The organism is Streptomyces sp. NPDC093252 (assembly GCF_040683675.1).
Lineage (GTDB): Bacteria > Actinomycetota > Actinomycetes > Streptomycetales > Streptomycetaceae > Streptomyces.
Genome location: NZ_JBFBEM010000007.1, coordinates 1 through 13,743, shown reverse-complemented (window position 1 = coordinate 13,743; position 13,743 = coordinate 1). Strand labels below are relative to the sequence as shown.

The following is a 13,743-nucleotide window of genomic DNA, read 5'->3' as shown; positions in this document are numbered from 1 at the left end:
GCCATGGCCCGGGTGATCGATGTCGACGCGTATGTGAAGGGTGTGCTGGACGGGAAGCGCGCGGTGGTGGCCCGTGCGATCACCCTGGTCGAGTCCACCCGCCCGCAGCACCGGGCGCTGGCGCAGCGATTGCTCACCGAGCTGCTGCCGCACAGCGGGCGGGCGCGGCGGATCGGGGTGAGCGGGGTGCCGGGGGTGGGGAAGTCCACCTTCATCGACGCCTTCGGCACGATGCTGACGGGGTTGGGTCATCGGGTGGCGGTACTGGCCGTGGACCCGTCCTCCAGCCGTACGGGGGGTTCGATCCTCGGGGACAAGACCCGGATGGAGCGGCTGGCGGTGGATCCGGCGGCGTTCGTGCGCCCCTCCCCCACGGCCGGGACGCTGGGCGGGGTCGCGAAGGCGACGCGGGAGTCGATGGTGGTGATGGAGGCGGCGGGGTACGACGTGGTGCTGGTGGAGACGGTGGGGGTGGGGCAGTCGGAGACGGCGGTCGCCAACATGGTGGACTCCTTTCTGCTGCTGACGCTGGCCCGGACCGGTGATCAGCTCCAGGGCATCAAGAAGGGGGTGCTGGAGCTGGCCGATGTCATCGCCGTGAACAAGGCGGACGGGCCGCACGAACGGGACGCGAGGGCGGCGGCGCGGGAGTTGGCGGGGGCGCTGCGGTTGATGCACGGGAGGGACGCGGCGTGGACACCGCCGGTGCTGAGCTGTAGTGCGCGGGAGTCACTGGGGCTGGATGTGGTGTGGGAGCGGCTGGAGCAGCACCGGGCACTGCTGGACGGCACGGGGCGGCTGGCCGCGAAGCGGCGGGAGCAGCAGGTGGACTGGGTGTGGAGCATGGTGCGGGACGAGGTGCTGGGGAGGTTGTACGCGGACGCGGGGGTGCGGGAGGTGGCGCCGGGGCTGGAGCGGGCGGTGCGGGAGGGGGAGGTGACGGCTACGGTGGCGGCGGAGCGGATTTTGGGGGTGTTCGGAGGAGAGGGGCTTCCCAGCGAGGGGCGGGGCGGCTCGGGTGCGGGGTGCTGAGGTTCTCGTAGTGGTCGCAGAGGGCGCCGACGGACCGGGCGAGAAGGCGGGCGTGGGCGAGGCGGGCCGCGGGTGAGGCGCGCGGCCTCACGGCGAGCCGCGCTCTGGCCTCGGCCACGGCGGCGAGGGCACAGGCCCGGGGGATGTCGTCCTCGGGAAAGCGGGCTGCCGCCCGCTGGACTTCGGGGATCGCGAGCATGAGGTGTCCGCGCAGTTGGAGCAGGAGGGTCTCCGGTTCGGGCTCGTCGGGGGGTTCGTCATGTTCGCCGAGGAGGCGCCGGACGGCTTCGCGCATGGTGGTGAGGTCGAGGGGGTGGTCAGGGGTACTCATGCCGGGGGCTCCGAGCCGTCGGCGGGGTGGCGGCCCTCGCGCATGAGCCGGCGCAGGGCTCTGCCGGTGTCGCAGGTCCCGGCGTCGCGGGTGCAGGGGGCGCACCCGGGTGCGTGATCGAGGAGTGTGCGGTACGCCTGCCGAGCGGTGTGGTGGGTGCAGGCGCGCGGGAACCAGCACACCTGGTCCCGGCGTGGGTGGAGGTCAACGGCCGTTTCCGGCGTGAGGGGGGCTTCGGTGGGGTCCCAGAGGCAGACCGCGCCGCGGATCTGGTCGGCGGTGAGGGTGTTGGTGGGTGGGAGGGGGAGCAGTTCGACTGGGTCGCGTGGGGTGTGGGAGAGCGGGGGTTCCTCCGGTACGGCCTCCAGCGCCGAAGGCCCGATCGTTCGCTGTGACTGACGTCGATTGCTCAAGTGACGTTCTCCAGGGGTCGTTGACATGTGAGCGCCCCGGCCCGGCAGACGCTTGCTCGGCACGTTCTCCGGCGGCGTCGCTTTGGCACTGCCATCCAGGTCAGGCAAGTTCACCCCTGAAACGGCTGATGAGACAGGTCATCGGGCTCAGGGCGCGGGATCGTGGTCCCGGTGATTTTTACCTTCGGGCTGCCGCCGCGAGAACCCTGGCGGTACCTTTCGGAGGTGGCCGGGAACCAAGCGTTAGCCAGAGCAATGGGCGATCTGGGTCTGTCCCAGGCGGAATTGGCCCGCAGACTGAACGCCGAGAACGAAGTACTGACAGGACGCGAAGGGCATCTGACGGATCGAGATGTGAGGCGTTACCTCACTGGCGCCACCAGGTGGCCTCATGCGAGGCAGCGAATCTGCCTGGAGCGGGTATTGGGGCGCCCGGCCGTCGAGCTGGGTTTCGGCCCAGGGCCCATTCCGCGTTCTCGGGCCACCACGTCCGTCGCGGAAGGGTCGTCCAGTGACACCGCCCGGCCCGCGCGGGTCGGCATGAGCGACGTACACCGTTTCCACCGCGACTACGTCAGGATTCTGCGGGACGACTGGAGAGTCGGAGGCAGCAGCCAGGTGGAGAGCGATGCCGTTGAACTCTCCACACGCATTCAGTCGACCCTTTCCTCGGGTTCGGCCTCACATCGAGTACGTCAGAGGCTTTACTCACTCGCCTCCGACGTGATCAGCACTGCCGCTTTCGCCGCGATCGACGCCAAGATCCGTAGTCGTGCCCGTAGCCATCTGGACAGAGCGGTCACACTGGCCGGGCTGTCCGGAGACAGCGAGACGCAGTACCACGTCTGGAATCACCTGGCGATGGCCGCCGGACAGCGGGGAGACCACACCGAAGGACTTGCCGCCGCCGATGCCATGAAAGGGCTGTGGATCGCCCGCCGTGATTCCCTGTACGCCTCTCTGGCTCATATGCGCACCGCGAGGGCGATGGCCCGCTGTCACCAACGAGGGGAGGCTCTGCGAGCACTCGCCGCAGCGGACAAGTCATTCGACAGGGCCAGGGACGAGGAACGGCCGGCGTGGATCGGGTTCTACGATCAGAGTGAGGTCGATGGACTCTCGGCCAGCATCTGGTTCGCCTTGGGCGACTTCGGCACGGCTGAGTACTTCTTCCATCGGACCCTGTCGGGTATCCGCCCGGAACTCGTGCGGAACCGGGCCCTGTACACCGCGCATCTCGCTCTGTCCCAAGCAAGCCAGGGAGAGGTGGAGTTGGCCTGCTCAACAGGTCAGCGGGCCCACGATCTGCTCATGGCGGGATCGGGTTCGAAACGCACCGTCGACACCCTCGGTAAGGTACGGCATCTGGTTGCCGCCACGGGATCGACGGCACCCGATGTGACTTCCTGGATCGAAAGGTCGCGCCAATGGACGTGAAGCGCTATGGGCAACAGGACGCGAAAGCCATCCGCACGATGCTCCTGGACATTCACGATGCCGCCTATGCGGGTTCGACGGCTTCCTTCGATTCCCGGGAGCGTTTCGCGGAGTTCGTCGATGGTTGGAGCAGCCGGGACGGCTGGGTCTGCCTGGTCGGGTTCGACGGGGACGAGCCGGTGGGCTATGTGTACGGTGCCCCGTTCAGCCCTGGCGGCTGGTGGCGGGGATCGGAGCGGCCCGAGTCATTGGCTGTCACCGAGCGGGCGTTTGCCCTGTCCGAGCTGATGGTGTTGCCGCGATGGCGAAAGACAGGTGCCTCGGTGGGACTCCATGAGGCTCTCGTCGCCAGCAGGAGCGAAGAGGCGGTGACACTGTTTGTCGACCTCGCGCATCCCAAGGTCGTCGCACTCTACGAATCCTGGGGATACGAGAAGGTGGACGAATCAAAGCCCTATGACGACTCCCCGGTGTTCGGGGTGATGCTGCGGCGTCTCAAGCCACAGGCCCGGATGCCGTGATCCGCACCTACGGCCCCGACGAGGTCGAGCCGTTGCTCGACCCGCTCGCCGACGTCTGGGCCGACGCCCACCCAGAGCTGATCGACAACCCGGACGCCGATACCGCCGGGCTGTCCGTACCCGCACTCCGACGCCAGATCACCGGACAACTCAGGCATCCCGGCTTCGTCCTGGCCGTGGCCCACGCGGACAGCACCCCGGTCGGCTTCGGCTACGGGTTCCCGTGTTCCGCCGCGTACTGGTTCGGCCCCGGTCTCCTGAACCAAGTACCGGAAGGCGCACGCACTCAGCGGCTGATGGGGCTGTGCGAGCTGGCCGTCCGCCCGCCCTGGCAGTCCCGGGGCATCGGCACCCGGCTGCACACCGAACTCCTCCGGGCCGTCGCACCGCAGTGGTCCTCGCTCCTCGCCCTGCCATCCAACCACCAGGGCCGCACGCTCTACACCCGGCTCGGATACCGGTACGCGGGGCCGTACCGGAACTCACCCGACGGCCCCGAATTCGATCTGCTGCTCCTTCGCCTCACACCCGATGAGGAACACCGACCCTGACAGGCGCGACGTCATCAGTGGCGGGCTGCTGATGCTGGGCCGCCCGCCCGACCGAGCACACGCAGTCGGCGCCTCACGGGCCGAGCCGATCAATCACCCCCCAACGACAACCCCTCCACCACCCCCAACCCCCCCACCGGATCCGCCCGGTACACCGCCGTCCACACCACGGGCCCGCACGGCTCCCCGTTCGGCCACTCCTCCGTCAGGCGTGTGTCCCGCGCGTCCGTCACCACCACCCGCCCCCCGGCCGTCTCCGTCACCCTCAGCCGTACCGGCACCGTGACCGCGCCGATGTCGTCGGGCAGCCGTACGTCCAGCCTCGCGTACGGAGCGTCCGCCTCCCCCGACGGCTGCTCCGCGCATCTGTCCGCCACGCACAGTCGGAGCGTCGCCGCGTCGGTGGCGCCGAAGTCGGCCGGGCGCCAGGCCACGGCCACTGATGAGTCCGCGGTCGCCAGGGTGCAGGGGGCGCTCCGGGTGCCGAACACCGTGCAGCCGCTCAGCGCTGCCGCCGTACCGAGGGTCCACAGGACGCGTCGCATGGACGCGGATCGTACGGGGCCGCCCGCGGCGGTGCCACGTGGTGAACATCTCCCCACCGGAGGACCAAGGGCCGGGACAAGGACTTGATCTTCTCTTTACTGCAATTAGCATGCAACAGCATCAGTAAGGCAGTAAGGGTGGGAGACCCATGTCGAAGCGACGACGGATACGGACGGCCGCGTTCGCGGGCGCGATACTCACGGGCGTCGGTGCCTGTTCGGCGCCCGGGGGCGGGAGCGAGGGCGGCGGAGGCGACGCCGACTCCGTCGTTGTCGGTGTCGCCTCCGAGCCCGACACGCTCAGCCCGCTCCTCGGGTACGGCAAGGACGGGAACTCCAAGATCTTCGACGGGCTGCTCGCCCGCGAGGCCGATCTGTCGCTGCGCCCGGCGCTGGCGAAGCAGCTCCCCGAGGTGTCCGGGGACGGGCTGACCTACACCTACGCGCTGCGCGAGGGCGTGCAGTTCAGTGACGGGGAGCCGCTCACCGCCGCCGATGTGGTGTTCACGTACGAGACCGTTCTTGATGAGGAGACGAACAACACGGCGCGGAGTGAGCTGGATGCCATTGAGACCGTGCGAGCGGAGGGGGACGGGGAGGTTGTCTTCACGCTCAAGTACCCCTACTCCGGGTTCGCCGCGCGTACCGTGCTGCCGATCGTGCCCGAGCACATCGCGGGCGGGCAGGATCCCAACACCGGGGAGTTCAACACCGAGCCGGTGGGGACGGGGCCGTACACGCTGTCGTCGTGGAGCAAGGGCGAGAAGCTGACCTTCAAGGCCAACCCCAATTACTGGAACGGGGAGCCGGAGGTCAAGACCGTCACCATGGCGATCATTGAGGACGATGATGTGCGGGCCACCCGGCTGCGGTCGGGGGATCTCGACGGGGCCGTGCTGCCGCCCAATCTCGCCGCCACCTTCGAGGGGGAGAACGGGAAGAAGACGTACGAGGCGAAGACGTACGACTTCCGGGCCGTGACGCTGCCGCAGTCGGGGGCGGTGACCGGGGACACCGCCGTGCGGCGGGCGCTCGATCTCGCCGTGGACCGGCAGGCGATGGTCGACAGCATCCTCGACGGGGCCGGGACGCCCGCGTACGGGCCGCTGCCGGTCGGGGACACCTGGTTCGCGGACGGGATCGAGCGGGAGCAGGATCTCGCCGAGGCCGGGCGGATTCTCGACGCGGCCGGGTGGAGGAGCGGAGCGGACGGAGGGGTGCGGGCCAAGGGTGGGCAGCGGGCCTCGTTCACGCTGCTGTACCCCTCCGGGGACAAGGTGCGCCAGGACCACGCCCTCGCCTACGCCTCCGACGCCAAGAAGGCCGGCATCGAGGTGAAGGTGGAGAGCGCCACCTGGGAGGTCATCGAACCCCGGATGAAGGACGACGCCGTGCTCGCCGGGTTCGGCAGCGTCGGCGACCCCGACTTCGGGCTCTACACCCTCCTCCACTCCACCCTCGCCGGGGACGGGTTCAACAACATGGCGCGGTACGAGAACCCGGCGGTGGATGCTGCTCTTGATGACGGGCGGCGCAGCGCCGAGCAGGGGATTCGGGAGGGCGCCTACGACACCGTGCAGCGGGAGCTGGTGGAGAATCCGGGGTACACCTTCCTGACGCACGTCAACCATGTGTATGTGCTCGCCGACCGGTGGGGCGCGCTCAGCACCCAGATCGAGCCGCACGAGCACGGGTTCGCCAGTGGGCCCTGGTGGAATCTGGAGAGCTGGAAGCAGCCCGCCGCGTGAGCCTCCATGTCCTGGGCGGGCGACGGCTTCCCTGGGGGGACATGGGGCGGCTCGCGGCGCGGCGGCTGGTGTTCGCCGGGCCCGTGCTGATGGTGGTCACCTTCGGGGTGTTCGCGGTCGCCGCCGCCTCGCCCTTCGACCCCGTCAAGGCGTACGCCGGGACCGCCGCGCTCGGCGCGGACGCGGAGACCCTGGCGCGGCTGCGCGAGAACCTGGGCGTGGACCAGCCGTTCACCTCCCGCTGGTGGAACTGGCTGACCTCCGCCCTCGGCGGCGACCTCGGCTACTCCACCGTCCTGCGCCAGCCCGTCACCCAGGTCATCGGGGAGCGGCTGGTGTGGTCGGCGCTGCTGTGCACCCTGGCGTTTCTGGTGGCCGTGGTCGCCGGGACCGTGCTCGGGGTGCTGGCCGCCCGCCGCCCGGGGTCGTGGCTGGACCGGGCCGTCACCTCCCTCGCCTACATCCTGGAGGCGGCCCCCGTCTTCTGGATCGCCCTGCTCGCGGTGTGGCTGTTCGCGCTCCAGCTCGGTCTGTTCCCGGCGGGCGGCCTCACCGACACCGCGAGCGAGGTCGTCACCCCGGGGCAGGTGGCCGGCCATGTGGTGCTGCCCGCCGGGGTGCTCGCCCTGTCCCAGCTCCCCTGGTTCACCCTGTACGTCCGTCAGGGCGTCGGCGACGCGCTCGCCGAGGACCCGGTACGCGGCGCGCGGGCGCGCGGGCTCAGCGAACGGACCGTACTCCTCGGGCACGCCCTGCGCTCCGGGCTGCTGCCGGTGCTCACCCTGATCGGCTCCCGGGTGCCGGAGCTGATCACCGGCGCCCTGCTGGTGGAGACGGTTTTCAGTTGGCCCGGGATCGCGGCGGCGACCGTCGAGGCGGCCACCGCCGTGGACTTTCCGCTGCTCGCCGCGCTCACCACGCTGGCCACCGCCGCCGTACTGCTCGGCAATCTGCTCGCGGATCTGCTGTACGGCCTCTTCGACCCGAGGGTGAGATTCCGTGACATGTGAGACGACAGATGAGACGACAGGTGAGACACCATCGGCGGCATCTGTCGTCCAGGGGCCGGGTGGCGGCTGGCGGTCGTACGGGGGCGCGCGGCGCTCCACCCGTGCCGTCCGGGTGCGGGTGTCGGCCGTTCTGGTCGGGGCGACCGTGCTCGCCGTGCTACTCGTCCCGCCGCTGGTCCGGCTCGACCAGCAGGCCGTCGATCTGGCGCTGAAGCTCCGGCCGCCGAGCTGGGCCCATCCGTTCGGGACCGATGACGTGGGGCGGGATCTACTGCTGCGGTGCGTGTACGGGCTGCGGGTGTCGCTGCTGGTCGGGCTCGCCGCCGCGCTCACCGCCACCGTCGTCGGGACGGCCGTCGGCGCGCTGGCCGGGGCGCTGGGCGGCTGGGTGGACCGGCTGGTGATGCGGGCGGTGGACACGCTGGCCTCCGTACCGCATCTGCTGATGGGGGTGTTCATCGTGGCGATGTTCCGGCCGGGGGTGTGGCCGGTGGTCGTGTCGGTCGCGCTCACCCACTGGATCTCCACCGCCCGGATCGTGCGCGCCGAGGTGCTGTCGTTGCGGTCGCGGCCGTATGTCGACGCGGCCGTGTCCGGGGGCGCGTCGCGATGGCGGGTGACCGTGCGGCATCTGCTGCCGGCCGTGCTGCCGCAGGCCGGGCTGGCGGCCGTACTGATGGTGCCGCACGCCATGTGGCACGAGTCGGCGCTGTCCTTCCTCGGTCTGGGCCTGCCCTCCCACACCGCCAGCCTCGGCACCCTCATCCAGGGGGCCCGCAGCTCCCTGCTCGCCGGGGACTGGTGGCCCACCCTCTTCCCCGGGCTGTTCCTCATCGTCCCGACCCTCGCCCTCGCGGGACTGGCCGGGGCCTGGCGGGAGCGGATCAACCCCCGGCGCCGATCGGAGCTGATGCTGTGAAGGAGTCGGAGAAGGAAAGAGCGTCTGTGCTGGCGGTGCGCGGGCTGTCCGTGCGGTTCCTGCTGCCGGGCGGGGTCCGGGTCGCGGCCGTCACCGACGTCTCCTTCGACGTGGCCGCCGGGGAGTGCCTCGCGCTGATCGGGGAGAGCGGGTGCGGCAAGTCCGTGCTCGCCTCCGCGCTGCTCGGGCTGCTCCCCGGCAACGCGCAGAGCGCGGGTGCCGCCCGGCTCGGCGCACTGGATCTCCTCACCGCCGACGAACGCACCCTCGCCCGGACGGTCCGGGGACGGCTCGTCGGGCTGATCCCGCAGAGCCCGGCCGCGCATCTCACCCCGGTGCGCCGGGTGCGGTCCCAGGTGCAGGAGACGGTGGCCGCGCTCACCGGGGTGCGCGGGCGGGCCGCCGTACGGGAGGCGGCCGAACGGGCCGCCGGGCGGGCCGCGTTCCCGGCCACGCACCTGGACCGGCATCCGCACGAACTGTCCGGCGGACTCGCCCAGCGGGCCGCCACCGCGCTCGCGCTGGTCGGTGACGCGCCCCTGCTGCTCGCCGACGAACCCACCACCGGCCTCGACCGCGACCTCGTCGACCACACCGTCGACGAACTGCGCGCCCATGTCGACGGCGGGGAGGGCCGGGCGCTGCTCGTCATCACCCATGATCTGGCCGCCGCCGAGCGGATCGCGGACCGGGTGGCGGTGATGTACGCGGGGCGGATCGTGGAACTCGCCGACGCCAAGGACTTCTTCGGCGGTCCCGGTCCCCGGCACCCCTACAGCAGGGGGCTGCTGCGGGCGCTGCCCGACCGGGAGTTCACGCCGATCCCGGGGCTGCCGCCCGAGCTGAGCGATCTGCCGCCGGGCTGCGCCTTCGCCGCCCGCTGCCCCCGGGCCGACACCGCCTGCGCCGCGCCGCCCCCGGTGACCGACGGCACGGCCTGCCATCATCCGCACACCCGGGAGGGTTCGCGTGATCTCCAGGAGGGTTCGCGTGCTTGAGCTGATCGGCATCACCGCCGGATACGGGGGCGGGGGCGGGGGTGGATACGGGGGTGGATTCGGCGGTGGCCGGGCTGCGGTGCCGGTCGTGCGGGACGCCTCGCTGACGGTCGGGCCGGGGCGGGCGGTCGGGCTGCTCGGGCCCAGCGGCTGCGGCAAGTCCACGCTGGCCCGGGTCGCCGCCCTGCTGCACCGGCCCGACGCCGGGACGGTCGTCCTGGACGGCGAGCCGGTACGGGGCTGGCGGCACCGGGCGCCCCGCGCCCAGCGCACCGCCATCGGCGTCGTCTTCCAGCAGCCCCGGCTCTCCGCCGACCCCCGGCTGCGGCTCACCGATCTGATCGCCGAGCCACTGCGGGCCACCGGGCGCCGGGAGGAGATCGGCGACCGGCTCGCCGAACTCGCCCCGGCGGTGGGCCTCACGCCCGATCTGCTGGGCCGCCGCCCGCACGAGGTGAGCGACGGCCAGCTCCAGCGCGCCTGTCTGGCCCGTGCGCTGGTGCTCCGGCCGCGCTGGCTGATCTGCGACGAGATGACCGCGATGCTCGACGCGTCCACCACGGCGGCACTGGTCGGCGCGGTGGAGCGCTACCGGGCCGACACCGGCGCCGGGCTCCTCGCCGTCGGGCACGATCGCGTCCTGCTGGAGCGGTGGTGCGACGGGGTGGTGGAGTGGGCGCAGGTGTCGGCAGCGCAGATTCCGGAGGACCGACGGACTCCGGAGGACCGACGGACTCCGAAGGACCGACGGACTCCGGAGGCTCCGGCGGCGAAATGAGCGGCCGTCAGGCGGAGAGTTCCGCGGCCTCCTCCGCCGTCAGCCGGGGCGCGGGGTCTCCCGCACCCGCCGACCGCAGAGCCGTGGTGGGCGTGGCCGTCGGATCGGCGGGACGCCGGGTGTGCCAGTCGGTGACCGCCTGGTACGCGGCGACGACCTCCAGCAGCCGGTCCTCCTCGTAGGGCTGGCCGCCCAGCAGCACCCCGGAGGGGAGGCCGGAGACGAACCCGGCGGGGAAGCCGATCAGGGGCAGTCCGAGCAGGTCGAAGGGGACCACATCCGTCTGGAGGACGACATCGCAGTCGTCCAGGATGCCGTCCAGGACCTCGCGCAGCAGATGGTTCTTGGCGCGCTGGGCGGTGATCCACTCGTCGCCGGAGATCATCAGGCCCTGGAGCCAGCTCAGCAGGGACACCCCGAACTTGGTGGGGTCCTCGCGCAGCCAGTGCCGGAACGGCTCGGTGCGTTCGGGGAGCCGGGCCGCGTTGAAGGTGGTGGTGAGGAGGGACCAGTCGGCGGGGTAGGTGATGTCGATCAGGGTGACGCCGGGGATGGCGTCGAGGGTGTCGAGCAGTGCGGAGCGTACGGCGGTGGCGGTGCCGGAGAGGAAGGTGGCGGGGACGCCGATCCGGGTGGCGTGCCGGAGCTGGACGGCCCCGCGCCGGGAGCGGACCGGGGTGGCGGCCCGTACGAGGTCGGGGACGCCGGGGAGACCCAGTGTGCGGGGGTCGTTGGGGTCGGGTCCGGCCATCACGGACAGCATCAGGGCGGCGTCCATGGCGTCCCGGGCCAGCGGGCCGGGGTGGTCGCGGGTGTAGGAGAGGGGGATGACGCCGTATACGGAGGCACGGCCCATGGTGGGCTTGAGGCCGGTGAGATTCTGTCGGTTGGCGGGCAGCACGATGGAGCCGCCGGTCTGGGTGCCGATCGCCGACGCCGCGAGCCGCCCGGCGACCGCGCAGGCCGAGCCGGTGGAGGAACCGCCGGGGTCGGTCGCCGGGTTGTCCGGGGTCCAGGCGTTGACGGTGGTGACCGTGCCGTTGGGCCGGGTCGCCCGGGTGGTGGCCAGCGGCCCCATCTGGCCCTTGCCCAGCACGATCCCCCCGGCCCCGGTGAGCCGCGCGACGGCGGTGGCGTCGTACTCCGGGACGAAGTCCTCGAAGATGAACGAGTTGCAGCGCGTCGGGACGTCCCGGGTGAAGTAGTTGTCCTTGATGCAGAGCGGGATGCCGTTGAGGACCCCGCGCCGGGAGGTGGCCCGGCGGTCGGCGGCGCGGGCCGCGTCGAGGGCCCGTTCGGCGGTCACCTCGGCGTACGCCTGGTAGACGGCGTCGTAGCGCTCGATGCGGGCGAGGTACGCCTCGGTGAGGGCGACGGAGGTCAGCTTGCGCTGCCGCATCAGGACGGCGGCCTCGGTGAGGGTGGCCTCGGTGGGGTCGCGCCGGGCGGCGTCGCGGACCTGGATGTCGGGGAGGTAGGGCGCGGCGCTCCGGCTCGCGGTCGCGGGGGCGGCGACCGCGGGCGAGGGCAGCGTCAGCCCTCCGGTGACGGCCCCGGTGACGGCGGCCGAACCGGCGAGGAAGGTGCGGCGGTTGAGGGCGCGGCGCGTGCCGGCGCCTCCGGCGGTGCGCTCCGGGCCGGTCGGGCCGGTGCCGGTGCCTGTGCCTGTGCGGGCTGCGGTGCTCATTCGGCGTCCGCCTTCCCGGTCCAGGACTCGGTGATGGAGGGGTAGAGCAGCGGGGCCGCGGCCTGCTGGGCGTAGATCGCCTCGGGCTTGCGGGTCACCGGCGGGGCCCAGCCGGCCAGGGCCGGGGGCGAGGAGGTGACGAACGACCGCAGGGAGGCGAGCGCCTGAGCGCGGGTCGGTACTCCTGTCTCCGGGTCCGGGGTCTCCGGCAGCAGTTCCAGATCGAATCCGGCGAGGGCGAGTCGGGTGCGTATGTAGGCGTCCACCTGCTCGGCGGTGGGCGGGGGCGGCTGGCTCAACGTGTCCTCCCGGGGCGGGACAAGGTGGGAGTGGGGGGCGATGAGGTGATTGGCCAGACTTCATCACCCATCGATATCCGCCCCATTAACCCCCGGTGTCACGGTTGTTGCCCCGATGCCCTTCGCCTGGGGTGTCAGGGTCCGGCGTGGATCTGGCAGGCCCATAGGCTCGGGGTGAGCGGGTAGGTCTCGCGCAGGACGTGCACGGCCCGGTGCAGGGCGCGGGCCGTGCGAGCGGTGTCGAGGGTGCCGTCGGGGCGGGTCAGGGCCGCGTACACCCGCTCGGCGACCTCCGCGCCGATCAGATCGTCCAGGTGCCAGAGGGAGCCGACGACATGGGGGAATCCGGCCATCCGGAAGGCGCTGACGATGTGCACGGCCTCGTCGGCGAGTTCGGGGCTGGTGCGCAGGGTGGCGCAGGCGGAGAGATAGGCGAGGCGGACCGACGGCAGGCGCAGCCGGGCCAGGTCGCGGACGGTCAGCGGCCGGGTGGAGTGGTCGTGCAGGACGAGCCGGGCGGCGGAGGGGCGGTCGGGGTCGGCGAGGGCGTGGCAGGCGAAGTGGACGGAGGTGTGGCGGTGCAGGGCGGCGGTGACGGCGGGCCGGGTGGCGTCGGGGCCGCTGAGCAGGACGGCGCCGGGCAGCTTCCGGGCGAGTTGCCCGGCCTCCTCGCGGGCGCCCGGGAGCGGGATCTGGCCGGGCGCCTCGGGGACGCTGACGACGAGGGGGCCGCCGCCGTCCACCGGACGGGTGAGGCGCTCGCGGGCGTGGTGCAGGGCGCGCAGGGTCGGGGTGTAGGAGGAGATCACCCGGTCCAGGGCGCCGGGCCCGCCGTCGGCGGGCTGGGCCGCGTGGAGGGGGAGCGGGCCGAGGAGTCCGCCGGGGGACCACCACAGGCGGGCCGCCGCCTCCGGCAGCCGGTCCAGGACGGGGCCGGTGACGGTGTGCCAGAGCCAGTCGAGGGTGTCCCGTACGGTGCGCTGGGCGCGCTGGGACTGCTTGCGGGTGGTGCCGGGCGCCTCGATCCGGGCGAGCGCCTCCTCGAAGTCCCCGAGTCGTCCGCGCACCGCGTCGGCCCCGAGCGCGGGCAGGGGTACGGCGTCGATGGAGTGTTCGGTGACGAGCAGGGCGTCGCTGCCGTACGGGGAGACGTTGACCAGCGCCACCGGGCCCTCGGCGGCGACGGCCCGGACCTCGCCCTCGTCCCACTCCCGGACGGGGCGGAGCAGCCCCAGGTGGGGGTGGGCGGCGCGGATGCGGGCGGTGAGGTCGCGCCATGCGTCGGCGAGGTGCTGGCGGAGGTCGGCGGTGGGGTGGGGGGGGGTGGGGGGGTGTGGGGGGGGGGGGGCCAGCTGGCCCCTGGTGAGGAAGCGGGCGGTGCAGCTGGCGGTGCCGATCAGGGCGCGGGGGGGGCGGTGGCGGAGGGCGGCGGTGGCCAGCAGGGCGAGCGGGGGCAGGAGTTGCAGGTAGTAGT

At 72.2% G+C, this 13,743-nt stretch carries 15 protein-coding genes; 9 read left to right on the top strand and 6 right to left on the bottom strand.

What is annotated here, in order from left to right:
- Positions 1-12 precede the first annotated feature (12 nt).
- Positions 13-1,032, top strand: coding sequence for a methylmalonyl Co-A mutase-associated GTPase MeaB (meaB, locus tag AB0O01_RS16055; RefSeq protein WP_365314397.1), 1,020 nt, complete (start codon positions 13-15; stop codon positions 1,030-1,032).
- On the opposite strand, the gene AB0O01_RS16050 is transcribed toward meaB, so the two are convergent.
- On the bottom strand, positions 944-1,363 hold the full coding sequence (locus AB0O01_RS16050; protein WP_365313801.1) for a DUF6415 family natural product biosynthesis protein: 420 nt from the start codon (positions 1,361-1,363) through the stop codon (positions 944-946). The two genes, meaB and AB0O01_RS16050, sit on opposite strands and share 89 nt — an antisense overlap.
- Complete coding sequence (locus tag AB0O01_RS16045; RefSeq protein ID WP_365313800.1) at positions 1,360-1,776, bottom strand: hypothetical protein; 417 nt, start codon at positions 1,774-1,776, stop codon at positions 1,360-1,362. Before AB0O01_RS16045 ends, AB0O01_RS16050 begins: the two co-directional genes overlap by 4 nt.
- 540 nt (positions 1,777-2,316) lie before the next feature.
- On the opposite strand from AB0O01_RS16045, the gene AB0O01_RS16040 reads away from it, so the two are divergent.
- The 3 genes from AB0O01_RS16040 to AB0O01_RS16030 are packed head-to-tail and all read left to right on the top strand — an operon-like array spanning position 2,317 to position 4,285.
- Positions 2,317-3,213 (top strand): hypothetical protein, encoded by an 897-nt coding sequence (locus AB0O01_RS16040; RefSeq protein WP_365313798.1) that lies wholly within the window; start codon positions 2,317-2,319, stop codon positions 3,211-3,213.
- On the top strand, positions 3,204-3,734 hold the full coding sequence (locus AB0O01_RS16035) for a GNAT family N-acetyltransferase (RefSeq protein ID WP_365313797.1): 531 nt from the start codon (positions 3,204-3,206) through the stop codon (positions 3,732-3,734). Before AB0O01_RS16040 ends, AB0O01_RS16035 begins: the two co-directional genes overlap by 10 nt.
- Complete coding sequence (locus AB0O01_RS16030; protein WP_365313795.1) at positions 3,731-4,285, top strand: GNAT family N-acetyltransferase; 555 nt, start codon at positions 3,731-3,733, stop codon at positions 4,283-4,285. The genes AB0O01_RS16035 and AB0O01_RS16030 overlap by 4 nt, the downstream gene beginning before the upstream one ends.
- Before the next feature lie 89 nt (positions 4,286-4,374).
- On the opposite strand, the gene AB0O01_RS16025 is transcribed toward AB0O01_RS16030, so the two are convergent.
- On the bottom strand, positions 4,375-4,830 hold the full coding sequence (locus AB0O01_RS16025) for a hypothetical protein (RefSeq protein WP_365313793.1): 456 nt from the start codon (positions 4,828-4,830) through the stop codon (positions 4,375-4,377).
- 149 nt (positions 4,831-4,979) lie between these two features.
- On the opposite strand from AB0O01_RS16025, the gene AB0O01_RS16020 reads away from it, so the two are divergent.
- The 5 genes from AB0O01_RS16020 to AB0O01_RS16000 all read left to right on the top strand — a co-directional run bounded on the left by AB0O01_RS16020 (position 4,980) and on the right by AB0O01_RS16000 (position 10,283).
- Positions 4,980-6,578 carry an ABC transporter substrate-binding protein gene (locus AB0O01_RS16020; protein ID WP_365313792.1) on the top strand — a complete coding sequence of 533 codons (1,599 nt, stop codon included), beginning with the start codon at positions 4,980-4,982 and terminating at the stop codon, positions 6,576-6,578.
- A 41-nt stretch (positions 6,579-6,619) separates the two neighbouring features.
- Positions 6,620-7,588 (top strand): ABC transporter permease, encoded by a 969-nt coding sequence (locus AB0O01_RS16015; RefSeq protein WP_365314396.1) that lies wholly within the window; start codon positions 6,620-6,622, stop codon positions 7,586-7,588.
- On the top strand, positions 7,578-8,507 hold the full coding sequence (locus tag AB0O01_RS16010; RefSeq protein WP_365313790.1) for an ABC transporter permease: 930 nt from the start codon (positions 7,578-7,580) through the stop codon (positions 8,505-8,507). The genes AB0O01_RS16015 and AB0O01_RS16010 overlap by 11 nt, the downstream gene beginning before the upstream one ends.
- A gap of 26 nt (positions 8,508-8,533) precedes the next feature.
- The gene (locus AB0O01_RS16005) at positions 8,534-9,505 is read left to right on the top strand and encodes an ABC transporter ATP-binding protein (RefSeq protein WP_365313788.1); all 972 of its coding nucleotides are present in this window, start codon (positions 8,534-8,536) and stop codon (positions 9,503-9,505) included.
- Positions 9,506-9,584: 79 nt separating this feature from the next.
- On the top strand, positions 9,585-10,283 hold the full coding sequence (locus AB0O01_RS16000; protein WP_365314394.1) for an ATP-binding cassette domain-containing protein: 699 nt from the start codon (positions 9,585-9,587) through the stop codon (positions 10,281-10,283).
- Positions 10,284-10,290: 7 nt separating this feature from the next.
- Here the strand turns inward: AB0O01_RS16000 and AB0O01_RS15995 are convergent, their stop codons facing one another.
- From AB0O01_RS15995 to AB0O01_RS15985, 3 genes are all read right to left on the bottom strand, one after another.
- The gene (locus tag AB0O01_RS15995) at positions 10,291-11,970 is read right to left on the bottom strand and encodes an amidase (RefSeq protein WP_365313786.1); all 1,680 of its coding nucleotides are present in this window, start codon (positions 11,968-11,970) and stop codon (positions 10,291-10,293) included.
- Entirely contained in the window at positions 11,967-12,269 is a 303-nt protein-coding gene (locus tag AB0O01_RS15990; protein ID WP_365313785.1) for a hypothetical protein, read from the bottom strand. The genes AB0O01_RS15995 and AB0O01_RS15990 overlap by 4 nt, the downstream gene beginning before the upstream one ends.
- A gap of 134 nt (positions 12,270-12,403) precedes the next feature.
- Positions 12,404-13,743, bottom strand: a 1,340-nt coding sequence (locus AB0O01_RS15985) for a CHAT domain-containing protein (RefSeq protein WP_365313783.1), incomplete at its 5' end; no start/stop codon positions are given.